The sequence below is a fragment of the Bradyrhizobium sp. USDA 4541 genome (assembly GCF_024171085.1).
GTDB lineage: Bacteria > Pseudomonadota > Alphaproteobacteria > Rhizobiales > Xanthobacteraceae > Bradyrhizobium > Bradyrhizobium australafricanum.
On the sequence record NZ_JALJZF010000001.1, the window covers coordinates 4,446,745 to 4,472,779 of the forward strand.

The 26,035-nt window shown below is 62.0% G+C and carries 29 protein-coding genes and 2 pseudogenes; 18 read left to right on the forward strand and 13 right to left on the reverse strand.

What is annotated here, in order from left to right; genetic code table 11:
- Window positions 1-84: 84 nt before the first annotated feature.
- The 3 genes from J2R80_RS20845 to J2R80_RS20855 form a co-directional block, all read right to left on the reverse strand.
- Window positions 85-1,236 (reverse strand): OpgC domain-containing protein, encoded by a 1,152-nt coding sequence (locus tag J2R80_RS20845; RefSeq protein WP_253639325.1) that lies wholly within the window; start codon window positions 1,234-1,236, stop codon window positions 85-87.
- A 164-nt stretch (window positions 1,237-1,400) separates the two neighbouring features.
- Complete coding sequence (locus J2R80_RS20850; protein WP_168856034.1) at window positions 1,401-1,676, reverse strand: hypothetical protein; 276 nt, start codon at window positions 1,674-1,676, stop codon at window positions 1,401-1,403.
- Between the two features lie 161 nt (window positions 1,677-1,837).
- The gene (locus tag J2R80_RS20855; RefSeq protein ID WP_057020536.1) at window positions 1,838-2,476 is read right to left on the reverse strand and encodes an XRE family transcriptional regulator; all 639 of its coding nucleotides are present in this window, start codon (window positions 2,474-2,476) and stop codon (window positions 1,838-1,840) included.
- Window positions 2,477-2,604: 128 nt separating this feature from the next.
- On the opposite strand from J2R80_RS20855, the gene J2R80_RS20860 reads away from it, so the two are divergent.
- The 4 genes and pseudogenes from J2R80_RS20860 (at window position 2,605) to J2R80_RS20875 (ending at window position 6,116) form a co-directional block, all read left to right on the forward strand.
- A complete protein-coding gene (locus tag J2R80_RS20860; protein WP_092082973.1) occupies window positions 2,605-2,841 on the forward strand; it encodes a GcrA family cell cycle regulator in 237 nt (78 codons plus the stop codon).
- 381 nt (window positions 2,842-3,222) lie between these two features.
- A pseudogene (locus J2R80_RS20865) lies at window positions 3,223-3,783 on the forward strand (hypothetical protein).
- 354 nt (window positions 3,784-4,137) lie between these two features.
- Complete coding sequence (locus tag J2R80_RS20870; protein WP_026193083.1) at window positions 4,138-4,560, forward strand: GFA family protein; 423 nt, start codon at window positions 4,138-4,140, stop codon at window positions 4,558-4,560.
- 293 nt (window positions 4,561-4,853) lie between these two features.
- Window positions 4,854-6,116 (forward strand): CaiB/BaiF CoA-transferase family protein, encoded by a 1,263-nt coding sequence (locus J2R80_RS20875; RefSeq protein ID WP_253641000.1) that lies wholly within the window; start codon window positions 4,854-4,856, stop codon window positions 6,114-6,116.
- Between the two features lie 247 nt (window positions 6,117-6,363).
- Here J2R80_RS20875 and J2R80_RS20880 read toward each other — a convergent pair whose 3' ends face one another.
- Window positions 6,364-6,549 (reverse strand): hypothetical protein, encoded by a 186-nt coding sequence (locus J2R80_RS20880; RefSeq protein WP_016847356.1) that lies wholly within the window; start codon window positions 6,547-6,549, stop codon window positions 6,364-6,366.
- Window positions 6,550-6,574: 25 nt separating this feature from the next.
- Between J2R80_RS20880 and J2R80_RS20885 the strand changes: the two genes are divergently transcribed.
- On the forward strand, window positions 6,575-6,757 hold the full coding sequence (locus tag J2R80_RS20885; protein WP_016847357.1) for a hypothetical protein: 183 nt from the start codon (window positions 6,575-6,577) through the stop codon (window positions 6,755-6,757).
- A gap of 25 nt (window positions 6,758-6,782) precedes the next feature.
- Here the strand turns inward: J2R80_RS20885 and J2R80_RS20890 are convergent, their stop codons facing one another.
- The 4 genes from J2R80_RS20890 to J2R80_RS20905 are packed head-to-tail and all read right to left on the reverse strand — an operon-like array spanning window position 6,783 to window position 9,907.
- Window positions 6,783-7,103: a cupin domain-containing protein gene (locus J2R80_RS20890; RefSeq protein WP_141339794.1), complete on the reverse strand. Its 321-nt coding sequence runs from the start codon at window positions 7,101-7,103 to the stop codon at window positions 6,783-6,785.
- Window positions 7,100-7,840: a YqcI/YcgG family protein gene (locus J2R80_RS20895; protein WP_225645894.1), complete on the reverse strand. Its 741-nt coding sequence runs from the start codon at window positions 7,838-7,840 to the stop codon at window positions 7,100-7,102. Before J2R80_RS20895 ends, J2R80_RS20890 begins: the two co-directional genes overlap by 4 nt.
- A 40-nt stretch (window positions 7,841-7,880) precedes the next feature.
- Complete coding sequence (locus tag J2R80_RS20900) at window positions 7,881-9,173, reverse strand: MFS transporter (RefSeq protein WP_168856029.1); 1,293 nt, start codon at window positions 9,171-9,173, stop codon at window positions 7,881-7,883.
- A complete protein-coding gene (locus tag J2R80_RS20905; RefSeq protein WP_253639326.1) occupies window positions 9,173-9,907 on the reverse strand; it encodes a hypothetical protein in 735 nt (244 codons plus the stop codon). Before J2R80_RS20905 ends, J2R80_RS20900 begins: the two co-directional genes overlap by 1 nt.
- 42 nt (window positions 9,908-9,949) lie before the next feature.
- Between J2R80_RS20905 and J2R80_RS20910 the strand changes: the two genes are divergently transcribed.
- The 3 genes from J2R80_RS20910 to J2R80_RS20920 all read left to right on the forward strand — a co-directional run bounded on the left by J2R80_RS20910 (window position 9,950) and on the right by J2R80_RS20920 (window position 12,615).
- Complete coding sequence (locus J2R80_RS20910; RefSeq protein ID WP_253639327.1) at window positions 9,950-10,969, forward strand: GlxA family transcriptional regulator; 1,020 nt, start codon at window positions 9,950-9,952, stop codon at window positions 10,967-10,969.
- Between the two features lie 165 nt (window positions 10,970-11,134).
- Window positions 11,135-12,268 carry an alpha-hydroxy acid oxidase gene (locus tag J2R80_RS20915; protein WP_168856027.1) on the forward strand — a complete coding sequence of 378 codons (1,134 nt, stop codon included), beginning with the start codon at window positions 11,135-11,137 and terminating at the stop codon, window positions 12,266-12,268.
- 143 nt (window positions 12,269-12,411) lie between these two features.
- Window positions 12,412-12,615 carry a hypothetical protein gene (locus J2R80_RS20920; protein WP_253589731.1) on the forward strand — a complete coding sequence of 68 codons (204 nt, stop codon included), beginning with the start codon at window positions 12,412-12,414 and terminating at the stop codon, window positions 12,613-12,615.
- 13 nt (window positions 12,616-12,628) lie between these two features.
- Here J2R80_RS20920 and J2R80_RS20925 read toward each other — a convergent pair whose 3' ends face one another.
- Entirely contained in the window at window positions 12,629-12,814 is a 186-nt protein-coding gene (locus J2R80_RS20925; protein WP_018272817.1) for a hypothetical protein, read from the reverse strand.
- Window positions 12,815-13,031: 217 nt separating this feature from the next.
- Between J2R80_RS20925 and J2R80_RS20930 the strand changes: the two genes are divergently transcribed.
- On the forward strand, window positions 13,032-13,385 hold the full coding sequence (locus tag J2R80_RS20930; protein ID WP_016847366.1) for a phasin: 354 nt from the start codon (window positions 13,032-13,034) through the stop codon (window positions 13,383-13,385).
- Between the two features lie 29 nt (window positions 13,386-13,414).
- Here the strand turns inward: J2R80_RS20930 and J2R80_RS20935 are convergent, their stop codons facing one another.
- Window positions 13,415-13,675 (reverse strand): hypothetical protein, encoded by a 261-nt coding sequence (locus J2R80_RS20935; RefSeq protein ID WP_076834079.1) that lies wholly within the window; start codon window positions 13,673-13,675, stop codon window positions 13,415-13,417.
- A gap of 213 nt (window positions 13,676-13,888) precedes the next feature.
- Between J2R80_RS20935 and J2R80_RS20940 the strand changes: the two genes are divergently transcribed.
- Window positions 13,889-14,191: a hypothetical protein gene (locus J2R80_RS20940; RefSeq protein ID WP_057020638.1), complete on the forward strand. Its 303-nt coding sequence runs from the start codon at window positions 13,889-13,891 to the stop codon at window positions 14,189-14,191.
- Between the two features lie 100 nt (window positions 14,192-14,291).
- On the opposite strand, the gene J2R80_RS20945 is transcribed toward J2R80_RS20940, so the two are convergent.
- On the reverse strand, window positions 14,292-14,477 hold the full coding sequence (locus J2R80_RS20945) for a hypothetical protein (protein WP_253626143.1): 186 nt from the start codon (window positions 14,475-14,477) through the stop codon (window positions 14,292-14,294).
- 765 nt (window positions 14,478-15,242) lie between these two features.
- On the opposite strand from J2R80_RS20945, the gene ltrA reads away from it, so the two are divergent.
- The 5 genes and pseudogenes from ltrA (at window position 15,243) to J2R80_RS20970 (ending at window position 20,114) form a co-directional block, all read left to right on the forward strand.
- Window positions 15,243-16,619: a group II intron reverse transcriptase/maturase gene (gene ltrA, locus J2R80_RS20950; protein ID WP_253639328.1), complete on the forward strand. Its 1,377-nt coding sequence runs from the start codon at window positions 15,243-15,245 to the stop codon at window positions 16,617-16,619.
- Between the two features lie 578 nt (window positions 16,620-17,197).
- Window positions 17,198-17,293 (forward strand): annotated as a pseudogene (locus J2R80_RS20955) (GNAT family N-acetyltransferase); the annotation flags it as partial.
- Between the two features lie 397 nt (window positions 17,294-17,690).
- Window positions 17,691-18,866: an acyl-CoA dehydrogenase family protein gene (locus J2R80_RS20960; protein ID WP_375162655.1), complete on the forward strand. Its 1,176-nt coding sequence runs from the start codon at window positions 17,691-17,693 to the stop codon at window positions 18,864-18,866.
- A gap of 10 nt (window positions 18,867-18,876) precedes the next feature.
- Complete coding sequence (locus J2R80_RS20965) at window positions 18,877-19,431, forward strand: flavin reductase family protein (protein WP_076834073.1); 555 nt, start codon at window positions 18,877-18,879, stop codon at window positions 19,429-19,431.
- Window positions 19,428-20,114: a TetR/AcrR family transcriptional regulator gene (locus tag J2R80_RS20970; protein ID WP_253589734.1), complete on the forward strand. Its 687-nt coding sequence runs from the start codon at window positions 19,428-19,430 to the stop codon at window positions 20,112-20,114. Before J2R80_RS20965 ends, J2R80_RS20970 begins: the two co-directional genes overlap by 4 nt.
- 6 nt (window positions 20,115-20,120) lie before the next feature.
- On the opposite strand, the gene J2R80_RS20975 is transcribed toward J2R80_RS20970, so the two are convergent.
- Both J2R80_RS20975 and J2R80_RS20980 read right to left on the reverse strand, forming a co-directional pair.
- A complete protein-coding gene (locus J2R80_RS20975; protein WP_253589735.1) occupies window positions 20,121-20,996 on the reverse strand; it encodes a polysaccharide deacetylase family protein in 876 nt (291 codons plus the stop codon).
- Window positions 20,997-21,008: 12 nt separating this feature from the next.
- Window positions 21,009-22,106 carry an LLM class flavin-dependent oxidoreductase gene (locus J2R80_RS20980; protein ID WP_253589736.1) on the reverse strand — a complete coding sequence of 366 codons (1,098 nt, stop codon included), beginning with the start codon at window positions 22,104-22,106 and terminating at the stop codon, window positions 21,009-21,011.
- A 169-nt stretch (window positions 22,107-22,275) separates the two neighbouring features.
- Between J2R80_RS20980 and J2R80_RS20985 the strand changes: the two genes are divergently transcribed.
- The 3 genes from J2R80_RS20985 to J2R80_RS20995 are packed head-to-tail and all read left to right on the forward strand — an operon-like array spanning window position 22,276 to window position 26,026.
- Window positions 22,276-23,157, forward strand: coding sequence for a xanthine dehydrogenase family protein subunit M (locus J2R80_RS20985; RefSeq protein ID WP_253641001.1), 882 nt, complete (start codon window positions 22,276-22,278; stop codon window positions 23,155-23,157).
- Window positions 23,154-23,639, forward strand: coding sequence for a (2Fe-2S)-binding protein (locus tag J2R80_RS20990; RefSeq protein WP_253589738.1), 486 nt, complete (start codon window positions 23,154-23,156; stop codon window positions 23,637-23,639). Before J2R80_RS20985 ends, J2R80_RS20990 begins: the two co-directional genes overlap by 4 nt.
- On the forward strand, window positions 23,636-26,026 hold the full coding sequence (locus J2R80_RS20995) for a xanthine dehydrogenase family protein molybdopterin-binding subunit (RefSeq protein WP_253639329.1): 2,391 nt from the start codon (window positions 23,636-23,638) through the stop codon (window positions 26,024-26,026). Before J2R80_RS20990 ends, J2R80_RS20995 begins: the two co-directional genes overlap by 4 nt.
- Window positions 26,027-26,035: the final 9 nt, after the last annotated feature.

Below are 26,035 nucleotides of genomic sequence, written 5' to 3' on the forward strand. Positions count from 1 at the left end.
GGGGAGGCGGGCCAGACACCGCGATGTTGCGCGATAGCGAGGCGCGGCTGCGACGGTCGCTGGCGATCGACTAAACCGCAGGAATCAGGAATGAGCGACGGCCGACTTGCCGTCCTGCTGCTTCGACCACGAGACGTAGTAGGCGACGGCCGTCATCGCCGCGATACCGGCGATGCTGACCGCGACCTGCCTTGCCAGTGAGTATGGGCCCGTAATCAAGATCAGGTGCGCAGCGAATGAGAGGAAGACGCCTGCACAGAACACGGCCAGCCATTCCTCGCCGCACTTGATGATCGGCTGCAAGGCGGGAGATCGCAGGTTTTCCCAATCGCGCGGCACCAGCCAGCTGAACAGGAATGTCAGGACCAGGAAGTGCAGGATGCGATGAGGCGCGATCTCCTCCCGGTCGTTTGGCAGCAGCACATCGCTCAGCCCACTCGGCATCATTTGCGCGAGTGCCGGGATATCGCTGATCGAGACAATTGTCAGGGCGAACAGCAGATACAGCAACGCCATGGCGCGCAGCGCGGGAGCCGCCTGCATCGCGCGGATCGCGGGCGCATATCGCGCGCCGATCAGCGCGAGCCAGCCGCCCATCACGAACAGCAATTGCCAGCAGAACGGATTGAGGTACCAGTCGCCATACGGATATGACGACAGGTTCCAGTTGAGCAGCCGGCCGGCCGCGTAGAGGGTCACGGACGCGACGACCGTCGCGTTCGGCACGTACAACAGCCCGAACACGATGACGGGCTGGAACGCCATCAAGGCAATGGTGAGTTGCAGCACGTCGAGATTGAGCGGCTTGGCCTGCAGGAACAGGCCGTAGATCAACGTCCGGATCGGGTGATCGATGAAGCCGGTGATGTTGAACTCGCTGATGATCTCGGGCGCCGCGGTCCGGGTGGCCACATAGCTGATCAACTCGACATAGATCACGAACAGAACGATATAGGCGGCATAGAGCTGCCATACGCGCTTGAAGATGCGGGTTGCGGCCACCAGGAATCCGCGTTCCAGCGTCATCCTGGCGTAGATGAGCGTCACGGCGTAGCCGCCGACGAATACAAAAAGGTCGGTTGCGCCGCTGAAGCCGAAGTTGCGCATGGTCAGCGCGCCGACGACGTTGTGCGGAATATGGTCCAGAAACAGAAACCAGTTTGCGATGCCAAGCAGCAGCGCGATCCTGAGATCGCCATCGGCTTTCGCGATCTCGGCGTTTGTTGTCGAAGTCATCTGAAGCTGAAATTTGCCGGCCCGAGAAACGAATCGCTAGTCTAGAGGGAACCCGCGCCTGGTCCGAATAGACTTTGCGTGAACCCTATCTAGTCCGTTTCGGGTTCCGGCCAAGTGGCCCGCTCAAGAAAGATCACGTTTTCGCAATCAACCCGTGAGCGGTGTCAGACCGGTTCGTGTTTGCGCAGGTCGCGGGTGTGATCCAGCGTATTGGCTTGCAGGTTCGCGCCGGTCACGGGGAGCTCCGGCAGGGCGGCCTCGGCCAGCAGGTCGTCCGTGACATCCTCGACCGAACGCTCGGCAATCTCGTGAATGAAGCTGATGTTCGTATATTCGCCCGAGGCGATTCGTGAGACGACGTCGCGTCGTGTCATTTTGGGATCGACGATCGCCTCGCGGCCACGGCGGCCATAGTCGATCATCACGACGAAATACTGCATTGCCTGATCGTTCGATGTTCTGACTGTTACTGCGCATTATTTCCGATAATCGGAAGTATGTCAAGGTGAATTGTCGAAAACCGAAATTCAGGCATGCATGGCCGGACCGATTCGTCCCGAAGGCGTCCGAATCGGTCCGGCCGGTCCCTGAAGCAGCGCGGTTACTTCTCGGACGATCGCCCGCCCTGCGTCCGGGCAGATTTGCGACCCTTCGCCACCGACTTGCCGCGCAGCCTTTCGATCTGGCCGCGAGGCAGGGTGACGCAGATTTCGCCGATCCATTCGAGCTTTACGCCGTTGATCGGCTTGGCATTAAAGCTCTTGAGGTTGACGGTGCCGGACGAACTGCCGCGTTCGATCGTCTTCAGATACCGCTCGCCGCTCTTCAGCCGGACCGCAGCTTCCTCTCCGTAGAAGCTCGACAGCGGATAGCGCTGCTCGCGATACACCACGATGACGTCGCCGTTCTCGTATTTCGGCAGCATCGAATCGCCTGAGACCTCGAAAGCGACGGTCTCCTCCGTCATCGGGAATGGAAGCTCGATTTCGCCGAGACCCTCCGGCGGGACCTGTTCAAGCTCCGGCTGGATCGAGGCGCCGGCGCCGACCCGGCCCACGATCGGCACCGAATTCAGCTCCAAATACTCCATGATCGGGGCAATCTCGGATGCCTTGATCAACCTTATTCCCGACAGGATTTCGGAGACCGCCCCGGCCCGAACCCCCATCGCGCGGGCAAGCCCGCCTTTGCTCTTCCCAGTCTTTTCCAGTGCTCGTTCGATCAGCGCCGCGTCCAGCATGTTTCATCCTTTCCCAAACCCGGAGAGACTATATCCGTTACGATTATCAGAAACAAGCTTGACTATTTTCTTCGGAATATCGGAAGGTATGCGAGGCGCCGGCGGAATGACAGAAATGGGAATTTGGAATGGAAATGATGAACCGGCTGCCGGAGCATTCGGCAGCCCTGCAGGATCTCCGCGCCCGCGGCTTGTCCTATTCGAAAATCGCTGACACGATCAACGCTACCTTCAATACGGCCTATACGCGCAACGCGGCGCTCAGCCGAGCGCAGCGCATGGGGTTGGCGGGCCTCGAAAGGCCCGAGCCGTCCCTGCCGGGCTCCGAAGGATCAGGCGGCTGCGTGAAGGGCGCGCCGAACTGACGCCGGATCTGCTTCGCGAGCCAAAGATCTTCACTGAAACGGTGGAGATGCCGCAGCTTCGTTGCGCGGCGGTCGTGCCGCGGCATCTTTCGCTGCTCGACCTCAAGCCCGGAGACTGCCGCTATCCCTATGGCGGGATAGCGACGGCGAGACCATTACCTTCTGCGGTCATCCGTGCCGGTCGGGCTTGAGCTACTGCACGCCGCATTTTCACACGAGTCGCGATCCTGAGGCCACGAGGCCGGTATTGAGCGCCGACTAGCTTCAAGCCCATCGGGGCCGGTTGAGGCAATTCATCACCTGACCGACGGACATTGGTCCGCAACTGCGATCGCGCGGAAGCCTCCGCGCGCCCATCATCAGACATTTTGGAGGTTACCAATGCCGCGAGCCAAGCGCCGGAAGCCGTACGATCCCGCCGGAGCGCACGATCGATGTGCCCAGGATCTGCCGTTTAATGCCGAGGTGGCGACCGTCGACGTCGACGATCCCCTTGCGCTCGAGCCAGGCGAGAAGATCGTTGCTTTTCGCTCGATCCGCAACGATCCGCTCGGCCGGTTGCACGCGCACCGCCTGATCGACGATACGCAATATCGGAGTGGCCGGGCGTTCCAAAACGACTGGCAAAAGGCCGAGCGCGGTGGATACGACGCGCGAATTCGTCGATCGCGGCCTGCGACGCAAGCCGATCACCGAGGGGCGGCGCCAGACGACGCTGCGCCTCAATCGCGCCGAGCATGAACTCGGCGCCGACGGTTCGGCGCCACTGCACGATGTCCTGGTTCTCGGCATGACCATGGAGCAGGTTGGACAGCGGCGCCGACTGTGTACGCAGCGCTGGCAGGACTATTTTGCGCGGCGTCTCAATGCTTGGATCGGCTGGCGCTGATGTACGGGCTTGCGACGGCAAGCAGGGTTCCGGTGAAGGACCATCAACGCTGATCTGACGTGATTGCTGACGTGCCGGTTTGCCGCGCAGGAATCCGGCACGGTAGCCCTCATCGCATGACTGTGCCTTGCCTCACACTGAACTCCTTCCTTGTGTGCGGTCGGGATTGGCCCGGCCAAGGCTGTGAAGATGGTCGACAGCGGCGCGGACTCTCATGTAACTTCGGTCGCGTCGACGACCGGACTGCATTCGAGCCTCTCGCGCGAGAAGGGTCTGGTACGTCCACGCAAGGGAGTTCGCCGCGGCTACGCACTGTCTACATCTTCTCTGCATCACGAACACCACGAGCAACGTGGATCGATGCCGACGCTGAGCCCAATCAAAATAACCCAAGGGAGAACCGACCGATGAATCACACTGGAAACTGCTTTTGTGGCGCCGTCGAACTCAAGGTCAGCGGAGAGCCTGAGGCAATGGGCTATTGCCACTGCCGTTCATGCCGCTCCTGGTCCGGTGGTCCGGTGAATGCGTTCAGCCTCTGGAAGCCCGAGGCGGTCGAGGTCACCAAGGGCGCCGACCACATCGCGACGTTCGAGAAGACCGCGATGAGCCAGCGCAAATATTGCACAAAGTGCGGCGGTCACCTGATGACCAACCACCCGACGCTCGGGCTCGTCGACGTGTTCACCGCAACGATCCCGACGCTGAAATTCAGCCCAGGGGTTCACGTCAACTATTCCGAGGCAGTGCTGCAGATACGCGACGGCCTGCCGAAGTTGAAGGATTTTCCGGCTGAGTTCGGCGGCTCCGGCGAAATGATCGCCGAATAGCTCGAAGGCTCCCCATCACGAAAGCGGGTGGCGGCGGCGTGCCGCCACCCGCTTGCGTATGGGCTCCGCCCCCACAAATCGGTATCCGGCAGGCTTGCTTCGCGTGCGAGGCGCCCGACCATGTCGGCGGCCGCCGGGTCGTCTTTGGCCATCGACAGCCATGTCGGACGAAGGTCCCGCCCTGCAAAATCCGGGTTTGGTTTTGCTGACGAGCTTCCGCTAAAAGGCGAGCAGTGCCGGTCTTGGCAGGGACCGTCGTATTTCGCCTGACAAAATAACAGAGGAAGCGTCAGATCATGACCAGACCAGAATTGCCGGGGCGCACGCCGCGCGGGGAGGGAGTTCCGACGGCGCTCGACGGCCTGCTGGTCGTCGACTTCACCCGCGTCGTGGCCGGCCCGGCCTGCACGCAAACGCTGGCCGACTTCGGGGCCGAAGTCATCAAGATCGAGAATCCGGACGGCGGTGATGACACGCGCGCCTATGAGCACGCCGAAATCGGCGGGGAGAGCGCGGCGTATCTGAGCCTCAACCGCAACAAGCGCGGCATTGCGCTCGATTTCAACAATCCGGCCGCGCTCGATGTCGCGCGCGCGTTGATTGCCAAGGCCGACGTCGTGGTCGAGAATTTCTCCGGCGGCGTGATGAAGAAATTCGGTCTCGATTATGCGTCGGTGGCGCCGACCAACCCGCGGCTGATTTATTGCTCGATCTCCGCCTATGGCCGCAAAGGCGATTTCGCGCTGCGCCCGGGCTTCGACCCGATCACGCAGGCCGAAAGCGGCTTCATGTCGCTCAACGGCTTTCCGGATGGCGAGCCGGTGCGCACCGGGCCGCCGATCGTCGACATGGCGACGGGCATGTCGGCCTGCAACGCCATTTTGCTGGCGCTGATTGCGCGCGATCGGCTCGGTCGCGGTCAGCAGGTCGAGGTCGCCTTGATCGACACCGCGGTGTCAATGACCGGCTTCTACGGCATGGCCTATCTCATCAATGGCAACAATCCCGGCCGTTTCGGCAACTCTCCGAACGGTTCGCCGACCGTCGGCGTCTACCGGGCCTCCGATGGTCCGCTCTACATGGCCTGCGCCAATGACCGGCTGTATCGCCGGCTTGTCACCGACGTGCTGGAACGCCCGGATCTCGTCACCGATCCCGAGTTTGCTCACCGCAAGGCGCGCACGGCCAACAAGGAGAAGCTGCGCGCGATCATTGCCAGCGTGTTTGCGGGCGACACGCTCGAGAACTGGATGGCGAAGATGAAGAAGGCGAACATTCCGGTTGGCTATCTGCGGACGGTCGAGGAGGGGTTCAACGCGCCCGAGGTGCGCGACCGGCATCGCCTGAGCAGGATTGCGCATCCAACCGCCGGCTCGGTTCCGAACATCGAGTCTCCGGTCAATATGAGCCTGACGCCGACCGTTGATCCTGTTGCGGCTCCGCTGCTCGGTCAGCATACCAAGGACGTGTTGAGCAAGACGCTTGGCTACGACGACCGGCGCATCGCCGCGCTGGCTGAGGCCGGCGCGTTCGGCAAGGCAGGCAACACCGGCTAGAGCCTTTTCCGTTCCGATGGAATCGGAACGGGGCTCTAGATTCCAGTTTGACGCGCTTCCTTGACGCGAACCGGTATCCGCTTCGCTTGAAAACGCTCCAGCGTGCTCAGCCTGCACAAAAGATCAACTATTCGCAAAACAACCTGACAGCAGGCGAGAGGAAAGCCTCTCGCCTGGCGAGATGTCTTTCAGGCGTCGCAGGCCCGGCGCGTCGCCGGCGGCCTTGAAGCTGGTCCGTTTCGGGAACTCAGTTCGGCTTGCTGCGCAAGTTGTTCCTTGGCATACTTTCAACTTCCTCGGGTTCCGCCCGATCAATCTCGAGGCGTGCCATCCGGAGGATGAGGGTTGCCGTGGTCAGGCCGAGGCGTTCGGCCTCTTGTGCTGCGGTGTCGACCTTCTGGGCCAAGCCTTCACGTTTACCTGGGTATGCCATTCGTAATCCTCACTTAAGGTGCGAGATGAAAAATCCCACATACGTTGCGGAGCTGCAGAAGAAGCTCGGAGCTCCATCGAGCGAAACACTGGAAAGCCTGCGACTGTTGAAGGCTTTCCTTCGACTTGCGCCCGACCAGCGTTCCGAGGTCATCGAGCTCGTCGAACGTTTGGCGGTTGAGCCGCCGCGCGATCCCTCACTGTCCTGAGGTGCTCGCAAATCTTTCCTGTGCGTCAGCTGTTCATTGGCTTGGCGGGCGCTTGCGTCGCGATCACGTAGATTGCGCCGCCCTCGAGCGCTTCGGATTGATGCCGGGTGCCGGCTGGCAGCAGGATGGTATCGCCGGCGCCGACCACCCGCTCGCCGCCATCCCAGATGAAGTTCAGCCGGCCGCTGATGATCATCAGGATCTCGTCGACCGGATGGGTATGGAACTGATGCACCTTGCCGGCCGCATCATGCTGCAGCTCGACCGAGCCCTGGGCCGGGAGCAGGTCCAGGATCTCCGGGGCGATGGCAAATTCAGTCTTCGTGCCTGCGATGATCTGGGTCATGCTGCCTGCTCCTTGTTCGCGATCGGTTGAGCCTTGTTCTGCGCGAGCTTGGCGAAGGGGCAGCCCGAGCTCGCATGGTTGTCGTCGTGCAGGAAGTACTGCAGATACTCGCGGCCGTCGGTTGCGCCGTAGCGGCCAAGAAGCGGAGAGGGGCTTGCGCTGTCGTACGGGATCAGGCGCTTTCGCACCGCCGCGAACGCAGCGTTCGCGGCCTTCTCCGTCCCGAGGATCTTGTCGAACACCCAGCGCGGCTGGAACGTGAGCATGAAGGCGCTGGACCGGCGGCTCTGCCGCATCACATGCGCGGGCGTCGTGCAGACCACGAAGATCGGCTCGCCCGCAAACGAGAACTCCCACATCGGATGGTCGATCTGTTCCGGAATCTCTGATGGCCACGGGTTCTTGTCCAGCCGCGCGAGCTGGTCGAGCGTCAGCCACATCTTGCGATAATAGGCATCGAGTGTCTGTACCGGGCGGGGCCGCGTGAACACGATCAACGAAGTGTTGGGACCGAACGAGCGCGCCTGCGAGACATACTGCCCGAGTTGCTCGCCCAGCACCGCCACATCATACGGATCGAGGAAAAGGTAGCGGAGCTGATCCTGGCGATGTCCGGTCACGCCGAACACGCAAGGGAACGGCCTTGCCTCGCTGCTCATCTGCGCTTCAAACTCGGAGAACATCACGCTCTGCCAGCTGCTGACCGGAAAGTTTGCCGCGACTTCGCCTTTTCTCAAGAACAAGCGCTCCATAACACCCCCTACACTCATAACGACACTAACGAGCTATCAACTTGCTTCTCATCAAGAGCGGCCCGGCAATGCCCGGCAGCGACATAAGAAGCAGAATGACAATCAAGGCGCTGTAGCCGCCGTCGCCGATCGCGGCCGTGTTGTGTACGGCGTCGGTCCCCGAGGCGTTGCTGGCGGCGAGCATCGCGAAGCCGATGATGGGCTGCGAGATGCCGGCGAAAATTCCGGCGGCTGTGGTGTTCACGGATGCGCCCACACCGATCAGATCGGCGGTGTAGAGCTTCTTGACGCATTTCAGTACCAGCGGGACGGTGCCCCCGGCGACGAGCCCCAAGGCAGTGAACGCGACGGTGACGTAGGCGAGTCCAAATGTCTGGGCGATCGGCGGCAGCAACATCGCGATCAGCAGCATGCGCAGCACGCAAATGCCGATCAGCGCGCGATCGAGCGCCGCCGCGGCGCGATCGGCGGCGTGACCCAGGAAGATCGAGCCGAGCGCATTGCCGATCATGAAGGCGAGCAGGGGCGTGCCGGCGGCTGTCGGGGAGATATGGAAGAAGTGCGCGACCATCGGAATGCCCCAGACGCCCGACAGCGTCGTCACCACCGCGAAATGCGACGCAAACGTCATTGCGCAACCCCAGTTCGCGACATGGGCCAGCGATTGCCGCGCGGCGATCACCACGCCCTTCAGCGTCTTGTTGCTGTGCGAGGCCGGATCGGGCTTGAGCGCGAGCTTGGCGAAAGCCAGGTTGGCGAGGCCAATGCAGGCGATGAACAGGAAGCAGGCCCGCCAGCCGAACCCTGAGACCGCGGCTGCGAGCGGCGTGGTCGCGATCACGCCCCCGACATAGCCCGAGACCTGCGAGATGCCCGACATCATGCCGAACCGCTCATCCGCGAAGCTCTGTGCCACGAGCTTCAGGAGTGCGGTGAAGACCAGCGCATCGCCGCAGGCGACGATCAGGCGCGCAACAAAAACGTCGAGCAGGTTCGGTGCTAGCGCGAACGCGGCGCTGCCGAGCGAGGAGGCGATCATGCTGACGAGAACGACGCGCTTGACGCCGTAACGGTCGACCAGAAGGCCTGCCGGAATCTGCATCAAGGTGTAGCCCCAGAAGTAGCTTGAGGCGAGCATCGCAACGCCGGCCGCGTCGGTGTTGAAGTCGTGCATGAAGCTGAGGCTGACCGACTGCGGCGATACGCGCTGCAGGAAGGCGATGGCGTAGGCGATGGCCACCGCCGTCCACGCGAGATAGGCGCGATCGGTGAAGCGCGACGTCGGGGCATAAACAGCTTGTTGTCCGAGCATCGACATCACACCCTCGCGTAACCCACCGAGAAAAGGGCATCCGCTGAATTCGGAATCTTCCGCGACATCGCGGCATCGACCAGCGACGCGGTGCCATGATAGGCCTGCCGATGGTGCTTAATGTGGCCGTAAGCGCCACGCATGATCATGTCGGGCAGTTCGAGCGGCTTGCCCGGATAGAGCGAGGTGCACATCTCGATACAGGCCGCCTGCAGGGCGAGATCCTGCGTATCGTCGAGCAAAGATGGAGTCACTTTTTCGCAAATCTTAGCGTTCGCTGCCCAGACGATCGGGTTGCGGGTTCGCCAGCCGTAGAGCACGTTGCCCTCGGCTCTCGCGGCGGCGCCGGAGCATTTCAGGACTTCCGCTGTGAAGAAGCCGTAGAAGCCGCGGCCCTGGTGCGCCGGGAGCACTTCCGTGCCGCTGCGATAGATTCCGAGTCCGGCCGACATCTGCAGGATGCGGTAGACCGAGAAGGCAATGAGGCCAGACCGATCGTAGACAAGGATCAGGCTATACTTCTTGTCGAAGGGCGAGGAGGTTGTTGTCCAGTGCGGCTCGGTGGCCTGCCAGTTGACGGCAATGATGCCGTTCATGGCGTCCATCAGCGGCTGACGGTCGCAGGCTTCGACCCGGGAGGCATCGGGTAGACTGTAGATCGCGTAATCCGTCCAAGGCGATTTGATCGCCTCGTATCCGCTGCCCAGATTTCGCGACATGGCAGAACTCCAGAATTCCATTGCGAGCTATACAGGGCAGCCTCGAATGGCTTAAAGGACAATATGCCCTCGAAAACTGCCAAAGCGCCCCGGCCTGAGCCGCGCGACAAGAAAGCGACGCGGCGGATCGCGATCGTTGCCTTTCCGGGTGTGACCTTGCTCGACATCTCGGGACCGGCGCAGGTGTTTGCAGAACTGGAAGCAATCGAGCTGCCGGGACCGGACTACTCGCTGTCCTACCTGTCGACCTCCGGCGGGTTGGTCCCGACCGATGTCGGCATGATGATCGACACGGCGCCGATTGACAGTATTGCGCCCGGCGAGGTCGACACGCTGGTGATCCCCGGCGGGCCCGGCATCTGGAAGATTCGCAACGACGCGAAGTTGATGAACTGGATCGCGGAGGCGCTGCCCAAGGCGCGCCGTATCGCGTCGGTTTGCCTTGGCGCATTTGCGTTGGCCTGGACCGGGATTTTGGACGGCAAGCGGGCGGCAACGCACTGGCGTTATTGTCCTCGTCTGCAGGATGGCTTTCCCAATATCCGGGTTGAGCCCAACGCGATCTTCGTCAAGGACGGACGGGTCTGGTCATCGGCCGGGGTTAGCGCCGGCATCGATCTGGCGCTCGCCATGATCGAGGAGGATTTCGGCCACACCATCGCGCTCGATGTCGCGCGCAGACTTGTGGTGTTTCTGAAGCGGCCGGGCGGTCAGAGCCAGTTCTCGACCGTCCTTGCCGCCCAGGCATCGGACGTCGAGGGACGCTTCAGCGCGCTGCACGCCTGGATCATCGAGAACATCACGAGCGACCTCAAGGTCGAGACTCTCGCGGAAAAGGCGGGGATGTCGCCACGCACCTTTGCCCGGACCTATGTCAGCCGCACCGGCATGACACCCGCAAGCGGCGTCGAGGCGCTGCGGGTGGAGACGGCGCGCTTGCTGCTCGAAAGCCGCCAGATCGGCGGCGTGGTCGAGGTCGCCAAGCGCGCGGGATTTGGCGATGACGAGCGAATGCGGCGGGCCTTCCTGCGCCACCTCGGCGTATCGCCGACCGAGTACCGAAACCGGTTTTCGGGCAGCTAGCTCGCCTCGGGCGAGGTCGTCTGGATACGAACCGCGTCGCGTCGAGAACCGATCTATCTCACGAGCGAATAGCTGGCCTTCGCTGGCCGGATTCGTGGCGCAAGGTGGTAGCTTTTCCGGTTTGTCTGCGGCTAATGTGCCGGCCAAATCGGGAGAAGAAACACCATGAATGACGGGACCCCCATTCGACAGGCGCGCAATGTCGAACTCGGCGCCAGCGGCGAGGAATTCCAGAACCTGCACGAATTCGCGCGAAAGGCCCGCGCCAAGCTGAATCAGAACGCCTGGGACTACATCGTCGGCGCCTCGGAGACCGAGACCACGATGCGCCGCAACAGAATGGCGCTCGACGAGATCGCGTTCCGGCCGCGCGTCCTGCGCAACGTCATCAACGTCGATCCTTCTACCGCGGTATTCGGACGCAAGCTCCGGCTTCCCGTGATGATCGCCCCGGTCGGCGCGCTCGAGATCTTCGATCCGGATGCGGGCGCGGCCGTCGCGCGTGGAGCGGGAACGTTCGGCGCGGCGCACATGCTGAGTTCGGTTTCCGAGCCCGGGCTGGAGGACACCGCCAGGGCGGCACCGGATGCGCTTCGCATCTTCCAGCTCTATGTGCGTGGCGACGATGCCTTTGTCGAGGATGTGGTCAGCCGCAGCATCGACAACGGTTATGCCGCGTTCTGCCTCACGGTGGACACTGCCCATTACAGCCGGCGCGAGCGCGATATAGCCAAGCGCTATGTCCGCGAGAGCCGCATCCGCGCCACCGGCGGCGATTTCCAGAAGGGGCTGGAATGGCGGACGGTGAAGCTGATCAAGGACAAGTTCAAGATTCCACTTATCCTCAAGGGGATCGCCACCGCCGAAGACGCCAAGATCGCCCTCGACCACGGGGTCGACTGGATTTACGTCTCAAATCATGGCGGCCGACAGCTCGACCATGGCCGTGGGTCCATGCATGTCCTGCCCGAGATCGTTCAGGCGGTCGCGGGCCGTGCCAAGATCATGGTCGACGGCTCGTTCTGCCGCGGCACCGATATTGTGAAGGCTATCATTTCGGGCGCTGATCTTGTCGGCATCGGCCGGTTGCAGTGCTGGGCGCTCGCCGCGGCCGGTGAGGCCGGCATTGTCCGGATGCTTGAACTGCTGGAGGACGAGGTGATCCGCTGCCTCGGTCTGCTCGGCGTCACCAGCTTTGCCGAACTGGACAAATCCTACCTGCATCCGGCGATGCCGACCAATCTGCCGAGCGTGTTCAGCGCATTCCCGCTTCTCGATATCGATCCCTACCGCTACTGAGCCGCTGCGGGCAATGCATGAAGCGTTGGCGCGGTCGAGGCATTTGTGCGCCTCGATCGCGCCAGCCGCGATCAATCTGTGGTGTCCATGAAGCCGCCGCGGCAAGACAAAGTCTGATCCAAATGCCGCACTAGTCGAGGCGGATGGCAGATAATCCATTCGCGGAATTTTCACTCGAGCGCGCGATCGGCTTGCGCTGGACCTTGCGGGATATTCAGGCCGGCAGGCTCAAATTGTCACCGGTCAGCGACGAGGATCTGCACATCCTCGCTGAGCTCGGTCTCGTCGAACTGCATGACGACGAGCCCGGGCTGACGGAGGCGGGAGCCGCCGTGCTGAGCGATTGAACATGCGCGCAGCCTAGCGCGCATTCAGGAAGCTTTCACCGGAATTGCAAGGCGTGCACTGATAGGTCAGCACGTCGTAGACTTGGTCGCGCGGCTCGATCAAGGCAAGCCGCATTTGCGTGCCGCACTTCATGCACGGCATCTCTATGCTGGTCTTGAACCGGGTGCAGGTCGGTGTCGGACGAACGGCGCGCAGCATCGGATCCCCTTATTCCCCAGAGACGCGAACGCGACCGACGAAGAAGCCGAATCACTATGCCACAGTGCTGACATAATTGGAATCGGCTGTCGGTCGCGGCTAGGTAATTTTTCCTCAATTGGCCGGAGCGGGTGGGTCTTCATTGCTCGCGATCCGGCGCTGACGCCGTCACAATCTATGCTAACCTCACCGGACGCTTATTTCAGGGGGCGCGATCATGATTGAGCCTAAGCTTGAAGTTCCCGCCGAGTTGCGCGATCTCGCGGAAAAGACCATCGACCAGGCCGAACAGGCCTTCAGCCTGTTCTTTGATGCCGCGAGCAAGTCGATGACGTCGATGCCGGGCGCCGGTACCGAGATCTCCAAACAGGCGCTGTCGTTCACCGAGCAGAACATGAAGGCGGCGTTCGAGCATGCGCGCAAGCTCGTGCACGCAACGGATCTGCAGGAGGCGATGCGGATCCAGTCGGAATTCCTGCGCAGCCAGTTCACCAATGCCGGCGAACACATGCGCCAGATCAGCGGTAGCGTGATGTCGGCGACCAAGGACGCGACGAAGGGCAAGTTCTAGGACACGGCGTTCGCGGCCCCATCGACGCTTTAGCGCCGGCGCGCGACGGCGACGCCGAGCAGAAACGCGACGAACAGGCTTGCGAGCGGCGCTTCGCGCGTGACCGCACTCACGATGGCCAGGGCGCCGCCCGGTCGGCGCGAGGTCGCGATGGCATCGCTGAGGCGATCGGCGGCGGCTCGGAGTCCATCCGACACCTCCGTGATCGTACGCGAGACGTCCGTCGCGGTGTCGATCGCTCGTTCACCGAGTGTGGGTTGAAGCGGGAACTCGGGTGTTTCGGAGCTCATGTGCCGTGCCGCGATTTATTGAAGGCCAGGTGACCGACGTCAGGTGACCAACGCCTTTGCTATCCGCACGTTTTGCACGGCGATGGCGGCCACATATCGGAGAAATTCCGCAGCGGTGGATTGGTTCCACCGACATGTCTCGCTTTCACATCGGGGAACCGGAAACTTACGCGCGGGTCGCGGCTTGTTTCCGTGGAGGAGACGATGATGACAATGCAGGCGCATGGCATTGCAGATGGCGGTTCGGTCAAGCATCGAAATCGGCATGGTGGCACACCGCTGTTGGTGGCGGCCGTGGTTGCGATCCTCGGCGTGCTCGGCATGCTGATCGTGGATCACGGCCCGTGGAACAAGCCGAACGTGCAGCCGGCCGCTTCGGCTAACTACTCAACGACCGGCGAGGCGGCGCGAGCCGCTGGCGCAAAGGTCATACCGACCGAGCCCAAGGCACCGATCGAGCCTGATCCACCCGGCCCAAAGCCCGCTCATCCGGCAAACCCGAGCACGCCGCAATAGCTGCGGGCGTTCGTGGGATCACATCCCGACGCAGGGCGCGGGAATTGACACGTCGGGCAAATCAGCGGCACAAAATCATCGTCGGAATGTCGCGGGATGATCAGCGAATGCTGACCAGCATGCCCCACGCTGCTGCAAATCCTGCACCAACGAGAACCAGCACCGGGCTGTCGCAGAACATGCCGCCATACTTGCACATGGTGACGCCGAGAGAGCCGATCTGATGATGGCCCGCGGCGTAGAACAGGCCGGACAGGACCGCGAGCACGGCAGCAACGAAATACATCGACGCTTCCTCCTTGCAATCAAATGCGGCGCGGATCAGTTCGACCGACGCGAGCCAAAAGCTGTATTGATGTCGATCCAAATATTGTGAGCTGTCCGCTTGACGCGTCGGGCACACTGACATCATCGCAGCAAGCATAGGCGCTTGGCACCGGCCTGCGCTGCGATTCCGGATCAATGCCCAAACTTTCGCTCAAGGCGGTTTCTCACCATCGAAGCCGACGCATCGCATTTTACCGGTCGCATTCAGCCCGAAATAGGTTTGACACGTCGGGCAACTCAGGGTCATAATCCGAAAATCAGAAATTGTTAGCCCGCGCGGAGCAATCCGCGGCGGGCTTTTCCTTGTGTGCCGAGTATGAACGACGGCTTGGAGGTGGAAGTCCTCTATCCAGCCTGATGACGGCGAAGGATTAGCGAAGCGCAAGGGCGTCATCGCGAGGTGGGGTCTGAAGACAGCGTGGAGCAAAGCCGCGGCTCGATGGACAATTACCGGATAACGAGGCCTACCCGGCCGGACGAGCGAGCATGTGATCGCGAAGTCCATAGTCATCAAGGGTCGGGGTGGTAAATCCGGCGAGCGTGCGGTGAAGGCGGTCGGTCTTACCTCGGGAGGTCTGTGCTGTGTCCCGGTAACGGGACTGAGGTCGTCGTAAGGCGACTTGACCGCAGCGCAGAAGTCAGCAGCGGGCATAGTAGGCGGTGGCGTGCCGTCGAAGGCCCAAACGGTGGAAGTGGCCAGTAGAACGGTGATCTCGCGCGAGCCATGCGGCAGAAGAATCAGGTCGAGCTGAACTTGGGCACCGGAGCGAAGGGTGAAGCCCCGAACGCCGCCGCCCAAGAGTCCGAAGCGCGCGCGGCGGCCACCGCCCTCGAACGCCCGGCGGCCGCAGGGCCGTCGATGGAAGCGGTAATCGAGCGTGAGAACCTGAAGACGGCGTTGGCGCAAGTGACGCGCAACAAGGGCGCGGCGGGCGTCGATGGGATGACCGTCGATGAGTTGCCGGCCCACCTGAAGGAGCACTGGCTAGCGATCCGAGCCCAGTTGCTTGAGGGCACCTACAAGCCGCAGCCGGTGCGGCGGGTGGAGATACCGAAGACGTCGGGCGGCCTGCGGCCGCTCGGCATCCCGACGGTGCTCGACCGCTTGATCCAGCAGGCGGTGATGCAGGTGCTGCAGGCGGATTGGGACGGGACGTTCTCCGAGACCAGCTTCGGCTTCCGGCCGGGGCGCTCGGCGCATCAGGCGGTGGAACGGGCGCAGACGTATATTGCGGCCGGCCACAGCTTCGTGGTGGACATCCACCTGGAGAAGTTCTTCGACCGGGTCAACCACGACATCCTGATGAGGCTCGTTGCCAAGCGGGTGACTGACAAGCGCCTCCTGAAGCTGATCCGCGGATTCCTGAATGCGGGTGTGCTGGAGAGAGGGCTGGTCAGTCCGACGGAAGAGGGTACGCCGCAGGGCGGTCCGCTCTCGCCGCTATTGTCGAACCTGATGCTGGATGTGCTGGACAGGGAACTGGAAAGACGCGGCCATCGCTTCGTGCGCTACGCCGATGACTGCAACATCTATGTGCGCAGTCGGGAGGCGGGCGAGCGGGTGCTGGCGGGCATCGAACGGTTCCTCGAAAAGCGCCTCAAGCTCAAGGTCAACAAAGCCAAGAGCGCGGTCGCCAAACCGAGCGTTCGCAAGTTCTTGGGCTTCAGCTTTATCGGTGGGAAAGAACCGCGTCGGCGCATCGCGCCGCAGGCACTTGCCCGCTTCAAGGCGAAGGTCCGAGGACTGACACGACGCACCTGCGGCCGAAGCCTCGCGCAGATTGCCAAGGAACTATCGCGCTATCTGATCGGATGGCGCGGCTACTTCGGCATCTGCCAAACCCCGTCGGTGTTGCGCACACTTGACGAATGGCTCAGGCGGCGGTTGCGCGCCATCGCCTGGAAACAATGGAAGCGCGGTGACACTCGCTTTGCCGAGCTGCGACGCTGCGGCGTCGGCCGGGATCTGGCGGCACAAACCGCCGGCAGCCCGCATGGCCCTTGGCGGCTCGCGAACAGCCCCGCGCTCACCATCGCCATGCCAATCGCGTTCTTCAGGGCACTCGGCTTGGCTTCCGTCGCGGCACAGCAGCCCGCATAATCCACCGAACCGCCGGATACGGACCCGTATGTCCGGTGGTGTGGGAGGGGAGAAGCCGCGAGGCTTCCCCCTATCCCGATTGCCGTTTCACCAATCGGACGGTGACCGCACCGTCACGACGCCACATCCTCCCAGCCCGTCGCCTGAGTGTCGCAAACGCGCCGCCGTCCGGACCCCTTGAAAAGAGAACGAATTGGCTGGTGCGCGCGAACGCGCCGGTCCTGCGGCGCGGCGAAAGCCGGCGCCGCCCGCGGCCCCACTCGTCAGGGCGAAGGTTCGCGCCCCAAAGATCGCCGCCCACTGCGCGATCTGCCGCACATTCATGCCATGGCCGCATCGCGCGCTGACGGCCGATCAACGAGGTTTGCATGACCGCCTATCTGATATCGCTCGCGCTCGCGGGATCTGGTTGCCATCGCGTTGTGGGAGCTTGCATGAGCGCCGAGATCATCCAGTTCATTCAGAGCGCCCGCATCCCAAACGCGAGCAGACGGACGTTCCCACGGTCGCATTTTCGTGCGGTGTTGCCTGATCCTGATCCGGATTGCGACACGGCTCCGAGCGAGTACATCTTCTTGGCCAATGATTTTATCCGGCGAGGATATCGGCTGTTCGAACCTGTCTCGCCCTGGGCATGGCAGCACACGCTGTATTGGAGGAAGGAACTCGTCTAGATCCTGCGACGTGGGTTCGGGTTGTCGCGAACAATTCGATGACGTTGAGCGCCGGTGGCTTCGGCGATCGGGGTTTTTTGCGTTTCTGGCCATGGGTAACAAGCCGCGGTCGTAGCCGGCATCGAATTTTGGGCGTGGGGATGCTAGAATGGGCCTCTGCAGTGCGAACGAAGCATCGCTGGAAGCGTTTCCTCAAATGGGCGCCCTGCGGCAGTCGTGGATCCTGAGCGCTGAATTCGCGGAATGCAGGCTTGCGCGCCTTGATCTCTGGTGATCGATCGATAAACTGAGTTGACGGCTCGATCGCGCGCGCAAATGTCTTGGAGATCGAACGAAGGAAGAGACCATGGTTGAGGTTGGCCGCGGGCTCGACACGAAGGTACAGCCAGGCCCGGATATGGATCGTTATTCGGTCATGGTCGCACGAGCCAAAGCGCTTGTTCCGGCATTGCGCGAACGGGCATCGCGGACCGAAGAGCTGCGCAGATTGCCGCCGGAGACCGAGCGGGATTTGCTTGACAGCGGCCTTTTCCGGATCCTGCAGCCCAAGCGCGTCGGAGGCAGCGAGCTCGACTATGTTGCCCTGGTCGACTGCGCCGATGCGCTCGGGCAGGGAGACGCCTCGGTCTCCTGGAATTTTGCCAACCTTGCAAGTCACCACTGGATGCTGGCTATGTTCGCGCCCGAAGCGCAGAGCGCGGTGTGGGGAGAGGATCCGGATGCGCTGATCGCGTCTTCCTTTGTCTTCCCGGCAGGTCGTGCGAGGAAGGCAAGCGGCGGATATGTTCTGAATGGTCATTGGCCGTTTTCGTCCGGGGTGGAATCCTGCGGATGGAACATGCTCGCGAGCGTGGTCGCCTCGGATGATGAGGCCGACGGTGTCGAGTATCGGCTATTCCTGTTGAACAGGCGGGACTACAGTATCGACGACACCTGGAATGCGGCTGGCTTGCGCGGAACGGGATCGAACGACGTGCGGGTCACCGACGCATTCGTTCCCGAGCATATGACCGTTGCCGTCAGCGATCTTGCGGGAGGTGCGACGCCGGGCAGTATCGTCAATCCGAATGCGCTCTACATGCTTCCAGTCTTTTCGTTGTTTCCCTATGTGTTGTCCGGGGTTGGTTTGGGAAATGCGCAGGCTTGCCTTGATGACTATGTCGAGATCGCGCGACACCGCGCTTCGACATATAACCGGGCCAAGATCGGGGACCTGCAAAGCACACAGATCAAGATCGCCGAGGCGTCGGCGAAGATCGATGCCGCGCGGCTAATCATGCGCACGAACTGCGTTGAGGCACTTGCGCAGGTCCGGCGTGGCGATATTCCGGGCATTGCAGCGAAGACGAAGCTTCGGCGCGACGGTGCGTTCGCGGTCAATTTGTGCACCGAGGCGGTGTCTCTTCTATTTGCGGCGGGCGGCGCACGCAGCCTGTTTACCTCGGGAGCGTTGCAGCGCCAATTCCGCGACGCGCACGCGGTGAATTCGCATCTCGCGTTCAATTTTGACGCGGCGGGCACCAATTACGGGCGGGTGGCTCTGGGGCTGCCGTCTGAAAACCTGACGCTTTGAGGTAAGCCGGATGTCCGACTCGCCCAAACATCCGCTGGATCCCGCCAGTGAGCTCGCAAGCGATAGTTCGGCGATCGATCCCCGTGATTTCCGCAATGCGCTCGGTACGTTCGCAACAGGTGTGACGATAGTCACCGCGATGGCGGCTGAAGGTCGGCCCTATGGAATTACTTGTAATTCCTTTGCATCGGTGTCGCTCAATCCGCCACTTGTGTTGTGGAGCCTGGGCATGTTTTCGCAGGGACTGCCGATCTTCCAGAATGCCAGCCATTTTACGGTCAACGTTCTAGACGCGTCGCAACAGGCGCTGGCGGTGCAGTTTGCCAGATCGTCGGGTGACAAGTTCGCGGGTGTGAGCTGGACGCCGGGCCTCGGGAATGCTCCCGTGCTTGCCGATGTGGTCGCGAATTTCCAGTGCCGTGCCGCCAACCGCTACTATGGCGGGGATCACGTCATTTTCCTGGGCGCGGTGGAAGCCTACGCCTATAACCGGAACAATCCGCTGGTGTTCGCGCGCGGAGGTTTTGGCGGGTTTTTGGCTGAGGGTGGTGACAAGACATCATGAATCGAAAGACGCCCGTCAAGCGCGTTCGTGCCAAGCAGAGGCGACTATCAGCCGTCGATCGTCGCAGTGAATTCGTTACCAAGGCAACCGAGCTATTTGCGGAGGAGGGATTTGGCGGCGGCACGCGCGCCCTTGCTCACAAGCTCGGCGTAACGCAGCCGCTGCTTTACCGCTACTTTCCGAGCAAGGACGATCTCATCAAGGAGGTCTACCGCAAGGTATATCTCGAACCGCTTGAAATCGGCTGGGAGAAGGTGCTCTCGGATCGGTCACGTCCGCTCCGCGTGCGGCTTCAGGAATTTTACGAAATCTATACCGACGCGATCTTCAATCGAAGATGGCTCCGGATCTATCTCTACTCCGGCCTGAAGGGCCTCGATATCAATCGCTGGTATGTAGGCATGGTCAAGGACAAGATCCTGACGCGCATTCTCCGGGAATGCCGCCACGACGCCGGCCTCGCGACGCAAGGCAGGCCCAGCGCCGCAGAACTCGAGCTGGCCTGGGTATTTCACGGCGGCATCTTCTATTATGGCGTACGCAAGTACATCTACGAAGCGCCTGTCCTCGAGGACAAGGCGCAGATGATCAGTGATGCGCTGGATATCTTCCTCGCGGGATTTGAGAGGATGGCCGAGAGCGCGACCGATCGTCGACGGGCGCCGGTCAAGGTCGTCGGCTGACCCGCGCTACATTGTCGCCATCTGACCCCGATACCAATCCCCGATCTCGCTTGCCGTCATGAGGGCGACGCCGTCATGGCTGATGACGTAGTCGAGCAGGGCCTCCAGGTACTTGATACGGTGCGGCACGCCCGTGATGTAGGGATGCACCGAGATGGCCATGATCCGCGCATTCTCTGCGCCCTCGAGGTACAGCCGATCGAACTGGTCAGTGCAGCGCGTCAGGAACTGTTCCGACGGAAGGTGTTGCAGCGCGTGAATGACAATGTCGTTGGTCTCGACCGAATAGGGAATCGTCGTCACGGTGCCGTGCGGCGTGGCGATGTCCTGGGGGAGATCGTCAATCACCCAATCGGCCACGTATTCGATCCCATTGAGGCGCAGGAGATCGAGCGTTTCTTCTGTTTCGGTCAGGCCCGGGCTTTCCCATGATCGCGGCGGCTTGCCGGTAAATCCAGCAATCGTGTCGACAGCGCGCTTGATTGCGTCCGCCTGATTTTCGACCTTGTGCATCGGGCCCTGAACAAACCCATGTCCCATGAACTCGAAGCCCGCCTCGCGCGCCGCCGACGCCACACGCGGATAGCTGTTGCAAACATTGGCGTTCGCAGCCAGCGTCACCGGTATCTTTCGATCGGTCAAAGCTTTGAACTGCCGCCAGAAGCCGGCGCGCATGCCGTATTCATGCCACGACCAGTTCGGCACGTCGGGCAGCAGGGGCTGGCCCATCGGGGGGCTCAGCACGGTGCGTGGCATCGCATTGTCGATGCGCCATTCCTCGACATTGAGGATAACCCACACGGCAAGCTTCTTGCCGTCAGGTAATGTCAGTTTCGGTCGGTCGACCTGCGCCTGGTACGCAATGCGATCAGTAAAGGCCATGTCGAACCTCCTTCACGTCGATGATCCGGCAGCGGTGGCATTGATCCGCGGCAGGACCTTCTCGGCCATCAGGATCATCGATTGACGGCCAAGCTCGCGATCTTTCCAGTCCTTGCCGGCGTAAAGCAGGGTTCCGAAGGTGCCAATCTCTTCCTGGAACGCCAGCAACTGGTCAGCCACGCTTTCGGGCGTGCCGTAGATGATCAATTTGTCGCAGATCGATTCCAGTGTGACCTCGGCGTCGGCTTGATCCCGTCGCGTCTTGAACAACTCAAGCCGGCCACTGCGCTTCAGCTTCGTGAACAACTGGTGATAATAGTACACGTACGGACTGTCTGATGACGTGGCATAGGCCTTCGCGGTTGCTGCATCCTTTGCCACGAACACGCTCTTGGCGACACGCCAATTGGCAGGCTCGGCTACCCGGTTCACGCGGTCACAACCCTCGACATATTTCGGCCAGTGACTCTTCACCCAGGCCGGCATCAGGAAGTTGGCCGAGATCGGATCCCAGCCGCGCGCCGCCGCCTCCGTGACGCCCTTTGAGAATGGCGCAACCGCGGTCACCACGATTGGCGGGTGAGGGACCTGCAAGGGGCGAGCGACGATTCCCTGGCCGATGTCCTCGATCAGAGTCCGTTTGACCGAGACGTTCCAATATTTGCCCTGCAGATCATAGGGCGGTTTACCAGCCCAGATATCAAGAACCTGGTTGATGGCCTCAAGGAACATGGCATTGCGGTCGGCATCGAGATTGCCGAAAACCTCCGCGTCGGACAGCAATCCACCGGGGCTGATTCCAAGGATGAAACGGCCATCAAGCATGTGATCGAGCATGGCGACGGACGCTGCGATGGCTGCCGGATGCGTGTTTGGCATGTTGATCGTACCGGTTCCGAGCTTGATCTGTTTGGTTGCGGCTGCGAGCCAGGCAATGAAGGCGATGCTGGAGGTGATGTTCTCGGCCTTGTCGGTGACGTGTTCGCCGACATACGCCTCGGTGAACCCGAGCTCGTCCGCGAGCAGAAAGGCCTCGCGATCCTCCCGGAGCGATTGCCGCCAATCCTTGTCGAGAGGATGGATCGGCATCGTAAAAAAACCGAGCTTCATGATCCGCCTCCCCGCGATTTGAACTTTAGTTGGCAAGGAACCTGCGGCCTTCCCGAGGCGAAGACAAGTCCTGCCGCACAAATAATCACTCGATAAACAAGCTTGACCTTTGAAGAGGGCGGCCCTCTAATCGGGCAAACCAAAATTGGGCCCGGGAGGCCATGCCCACATGAAAGCTGCGGCTTTCGCCTACGCCCGCGCGACCAGCGTCGTGAACGCGCTGGAGTTGCTCGCCATGCACGGCGACAAGGCGAAGGTTCTGTCGGGTGGTCAGAGCCTGATGCCGGCGATGAACCTGCGGCTCCTGTCTCCGGACATTCTGGTCGATATCGGCTGCCTCGCCGAGTTGCGCGGCATCACCGTGAGGGGAGACGTGCTGGTCATTGGCGCGCTGACCCGGCACGTCGATCTGCTCAGATCGCCGGAGGTTGCACTGCACGCGCGGCTGTTGCGCGATGCCGTTGCCCACGTTGCCCATCCCGCAATTCGCAATCGCGGAACGATCGGCGGCAGCCTCGCTCACGCCGATCCTGCGTCGGAGCTGCCGGCCTGTGTTGTGGCGCTTGACGCCACGATCGTTGTTCGGGGCTCGGCCGGCGAACGCCGGATTGCTGCGACGGAGTTTTTCAGGGGAATCTACGAGACCGCGCTACTGCCGGACGAGTTGCTTGTCGCGGTCGAGGTGCCGGTCGCAGGCCAAGGCTCGACATTTTTCTTTCAGGAGTATGCCCGGCGGCATGGCGACTACGCTGTCGTTGGGCTCGCCGCCCATGCTGTCGTTGCGGCCGGCAGGTTTTCAGCTCTTCGGCTCGGCTTCTTTGCGGTTGGCGACCGGCCAATGCTCGCAGCGTCCGCCGGCAAACTGATCGATGCAAGGGTAACTCCCGCCTTGCTCGCAGAGGCGACGGCCGCACTGGCCGATGAACTCGATCCACAGGAGGACCAGCAGGCGACCGCGGCCATGCGTCGACACCTCGCGACGGTCTTGCTCCGGCGCTGCGTGGCAGCATTACTGGCACGGCCAGAACTGGAAACGGGAGTCGGCAAGTGAACGCTCCGGTACCGGTCTCGCTTCAGGTCAACGGCGAACCCATCGACGCCTTCGTCTTGCCGCGGCTCAATCTTGCTGATTTCCTCCGGGAAAATCTCAAGCTGACCGGAACCCACGTTGGGTGTGAGCACGGCGTTTGCGGCGCCTGCACGGTCCGGCTCGATGGCGAGATCGTTCGCTCCTGTCTGATGCTGACGGTCCAGGCGCAGGGCGCGTCAGTCGAGACAATCGAGGGGCTGTCTGATAGCGGTGAGATAGCCGATCTTCAGGCGGCATTTCGCGAACGCAATGCATTGCAATGTGGCTATTGCACGCCTGGGATGCTGATCACGGCGCAGGACCTGCTGAAGCATGTGTCCGTGCCTGATCGTCGAGCGATCCGCGAGCATCTTTCCGGCAACTATTGCCGCTGCACAGGCTATCAGGCCATCGTGGATGCGGTGGAGGCGACAGCCAGGACGCGCGCGGAGCGGGGCGCATGACGGTGACGCGGGCGCCAGCAGTCACGCTTTCGGTGCTTGATCGCCCGAATTCCTACATCGGCAAGACCGTACCGCGGCCGAACCTCGACAGGTTGCTGCAGGGGCGGGGCCAATATGTCAGTGATCTCGAATTGCCGCGGATGGCGCATGTGGTTTTTCTACGGTCGCCACATGCCCACGCCAAAATCGCAGCGATCGACGCCGAGGCGGCAAGGCGTATGCCCGGTGTCGTTTCCATCGTCACGGGTCGTGAACTTGAAGCGGTCATCACGCCGTGGGTCGGGGTGCTCTCGCACCTGAAGGGACTGAAGTCAGCGCCACAACACGCGATCGCGGTCGACCGCGTGTGCTGGCAGGGCGAGGCCGTTGCAGCGATTGTGGCGACCAGCCGTGCTGCAGCTGAAGATGCCATGGAGCAGATTTCAGTCGACTACGAGGAGCTCGAGGCGGTCACGGACATGCGTGCTGCGCTCGATCCGGCAGCTCCCGTCATTCATGCTGCGCTCGGCGACAATCTTGCCTTTGAGCGGACGCTCGACGCCGGCGACGTCGATCATGCATTGTCGGGGTCCGAACTCGTCGAGGCCGACTTCGTATTCGGGCGCCACACCGGCGTGACACTTGAGCCGCGGGCCGTCGTTGCCGATTGGAATGCGGCCGAGGCACGGCTCACGATCTATCAGGGCACGCAGGCGCCCCATATGGTGCAGAACATTGCGGCGCTGCATCTTGGGTTAAGGGAAGCGCAGGTCCGGGTGGTCTGCAAGGATGTCGGCGGCTCGTTCGGCATCAAGGTCCATATCTACGCCGACGAAATGGCGACCTACGCGCTGTCCAAGCTGCTGCGTCGGCCAGTCAAGTTCGTGGCGGACCGCGTCGAGAGTTTCAACACGGACATCCACGCCCGCGATCATCGATGCAGGGGACGGATCGGGGTCAGGCCGGACGGTATGATTACGGCCTTCGAGATCGACGACCTGACGGGGATCGGCCCGTACTCGATGTATCCGCGCACCAGCGCCATCGAGGCCAATCAGGTGGTCAATCTGGTCGGTGGGCCCTATGTCACGGCGAACTATCGGGCGCGGGCGCGCGTCGTTTTCCAGAACAAGAACGTAATGTGCCAGTACCGGGCGGTCGGACACCCGATCGCCTGTTCGGTCACCGAAGGCCTGGTCGATCTGGCGGCCGCGAGGATCGGCATGGACCCCGTCGAAATCCGGCGGCGCAATCTGATCGCCGACGATGCCTATCCGTGTGCATCACCCTCGGGCATGAAGTTCGAGCAACTCTCGCATCACGCCTCGTTGACCAAGCTGCTTCAGATGATGGATTACGACGCGTTGCGCGCTGAGCAAGCGGCCTTGCGCGCCAGAAACGTCCATCGAGGCATCGGAATCGCGAGCTTCATCGAGGTGACCAATCCCAGCGCTGCCTTTTACGGCGTGGGCGGCGCGAAAATTTCATCGCAGGATGGCGTTGCGGTCCGGCTCGACGCGCAAGGGTCGGTGATCTGCCAGACCAGCATCACCGAACAGGGGCAAGGGTCGGAATCGCTGACGGCCCAGATCGTCGGCAGCGTGCTTGGCGTTTCGATGGAACGCGTTCGCGTCATCCTGGGCGACACCGACCACACGCCCTATGGCGGTGGCACCTGGGCCTCGCGCGGTGCCGGCATCGGCGGCGAAGCTGCATTGCAGGCAGCCAAGGGCCTGCGAGAGAATATCCTAGACGTCGCCGCGGCCATCCTGCAATCGACGCCGGCCGAGCTCGATATCGTCGACAACGGTATCGTCAACGCCGCCGACGGCGCGCCGCGCATCGAACTGCACGAGCTTGCGCGGATCGTCTATTTTCGACCGGACACCCTGCCGCCCGGCATCCAGCCCGAATTGATGGCGACCCGGCATTTCGTTCCGCGCCAATATCCCTTTGCGTTCACCAACGGCGTTCAGGCCTCATGGCTCGAGGTCGATACCGAGAGCGGGTTCGTCAAGCTGCTGAAGCATTGGGTTGTCGAGGACTGCGGCACCATCATCAACCCGCGACTGGTCGACGAGCAGATCCGGGGCGGGGTCGTGCAGGGGCTCGGCGCGGCGCTGTTCGAGAAGTGCATCTACGACGAACGCGGTCAGCTGACCAATGCCAATATGGCGGACTATCTGGTCCCGATGTCCGGCGAGATGCCCGACATCGAGGTCGGCCACGTGGTGTCTCCGACGCAGGAATCGGAACTGGGAGCCAAAGGGGCTGGAGAGGCGGGGACGGCCGGCGCGGCAGCAGCGGTTGCCAACGCGGTCAATGACGCGCTCCGGCCGCTTGGCGCAACAATTACCGAGATTCCGCTCACGCCTCAGGTTATCCTGACCGCCCTGGGACGGATCTGAGTGGAGACG

What these genes read in the sequence shown, in the direction of transcription:
- J2R80_RS20845 (WP_253639325.1), bottom strand. Translation starts at nt 1,236, where the DNA reads ATGACTTCGACAACAAACGCCGAGATCGCGAAAGCCGATGGCGATCTC.
- J2R80_RS20850 (WP_168856034.1), bottom strand. Translation starts at nt 1,676, where the DNA reads ATGCAGTATTTCGTCGTGATGATCGACTATGGCCGCCGTGGCCGCGAG.
- J2R80_RS20855 (WP_057020536.1), bottom strand. Translation starts at nt 2,476, where the DNA reads ATGCTGGACGCGGCGCTGATCGAACGAGCACTGGAAAAGACTGGGAAG.
- J2R80_RS20860 (WP_092082973.1), top strand. Translation starts at nt 2,605, where the DNA reads ATGGAAATGATGAACCGGCTGCCGGAGCATTCGGCAGCCCTGCAGGAT.
- J2R80_RS20870 (WP_026193083.1), top strand. Translation starts at nt 4,138, where the DNA reads ATGAATCACACTGGAAACTGCTTTTGTGGCGCCGTCGAACTCAAGGTC.
- J2R80_RS20880 (WP_016847356.1), bottom strand. Translation starts at nt 6,549, where the DNA reads ATGGCATACCCAGGTAAACGTGAAGGCTTGGCCCAGAAGGTCGACACC.
- J2R80_RS20885 (WP_016847357.1), top strand. Translation starts at nt 6,575, where the DNA reads ATGAAAAATCCCACATACGTTGCGGAGCTGCAGAAGAAGCTCGGAGCT.
- J2R80_RS20890 (WP_141339794.1), bottom strand. Translation starts at nt 7,103, where the DNA reads ATGACCCAGATCATCGCAGGCACGAAGACTGAATTTGCCATCGCCCCG.
- J2R80_RS20900 (WP_168856029.1), bottom strand. Translation starts at nt 9,173, where the DNA reads ATGTCGATGCTCGGACAACAAGCTGTTTATGCCCCGACGTCGCGCTTC.
- J2R80_RS20905 (WP_253639326.1), bottom strand. Translation starts at nt 9,907, where the DNA reads ATGGAATTCTGGAGTTCTGCCATGTCGCGAAATCTGGGCAGCGGATAC.
- J2R80_RS20910 (WP_253639327.1), top strand. Translation starts at nt 9,950, where the DNA reads ATGCCCTCGAAAACTGCCAAAGCGCCCCGGCCTGAGCCGCGCGACAAG.
- J2R80_RS20915 (WP_168856027.1), top strand. Translation starts at nt 11,135, where the DNA reads ATGAATGACGGGACCCCCATTCGACAGGCGCGCAATGTCGAACTCGGC.
- J2R80_RS20920 (WP_253589731.1), top strand. Translation starts at nt 12,412, where the DNA reads ATGGCAGATAATCCATTCGCGGAATTTTCACTCGAGCGCGCGATCGGC.
- J2R80_RS20925 (WP_018272817.1), bottom strand. Translation starts at nt 12,814, where the DNA reads ATGCTGCGCGCCGTTCGTCCGACACCGACCTGCACCCGGTTCAAGACC.
- J2R80_RS20930 (WP_016847366.1), top strand. Translation starts at nt 13,032, where the DNA reads ATGATTGAGCCTAAGCTTGAAGTTCCCGCCGAGTTGCGCGATCTCGCG.
- J2R80_RS20935 (WP_076834079.1), bottom strand. Translation starts at nt 13,675, where the DNA reads ATGAGCTCCGAAACACCCGAGTTCCCGCTTCAACCCACACTCGGTGAA.
- J2R80_RS20940 (WP_057020638.1), top strand. Translation starts at nt 13,889, where the DNA reads ATGCAGGCGCATGGCATTGCAGATGGCGGTTCGGTCAAGCATCGAAAT.
- J2R80_RS20945 (WP_253626143.1), bottom strand. Translation starts at nt 14,477, where the DNA reads ATGTATTTCGTTGCTGCCGTGCTCGCGGTCCTGTCCGGCCTGTTCTAC.
- ltrA (WP_253639328.1), top strand. Translation starts at nt 15,243, where the DNA reads ATGCGGCAGAAGAATCAGGTCGAGCTGAACTTGGGCACCGGAGCGAAG.
- J2R80_RS20960 (WP_375162655.1), top strand. Translation starts at nt 17,691, where the DNA reads ATGGATCGTTATTCGGTCATGGTCGCACGAGCCAAAGCGCTTGTTCCG.
- J2R80_RS20965 (WP_076834073.1), top strand. Translation starts at nt 18,877, where the DNA reads ATGTCCGACTCGCCCAAACATCCGCTGGATCCCGCCAGTGAGCTCGCA.
- J2R80_RS20970 (WP_253589734.1), top strand. Translation starts at nt 19,428, where the DNA reads ATGAATCGAAAGACGCCCGTCAAGCGCGTTCGTGCCAAGCAGAGGCGA.
- J2R80_RS20975 (WP_253589735.1), bottom strand. Translation starts at nt 20,996, where the DNA reads ATGGCCTTTACTGATCGCATTGCGTACCAGGCGCAGGTCGACCGACCG.
- J2R80_RS20980 (WP_253589736.1), bottom strand. Translation starts at nt 22,106, where the DNA reads ATGAAGCTCGGTTTTTTTACGATGCCGATCCATCCTCTCGACAAGGAT.
- J2R80_RS20985 (WP_253641001.1), top strand. Translation starts at nt 22,276, where the DNA reads ATGAAAGCTGCGGCTTTCGCCTACGCCCGCGCGACCAGCGTCGTGAAC.
- J2R80_RS20995 (WP_253639329.1), top strand. Translation starts at nt 23,636, where the DNA reads ATGACGGTGACGCGGGCGCCAGCAGTCACGCTTTCGGTGCTTGATCGC.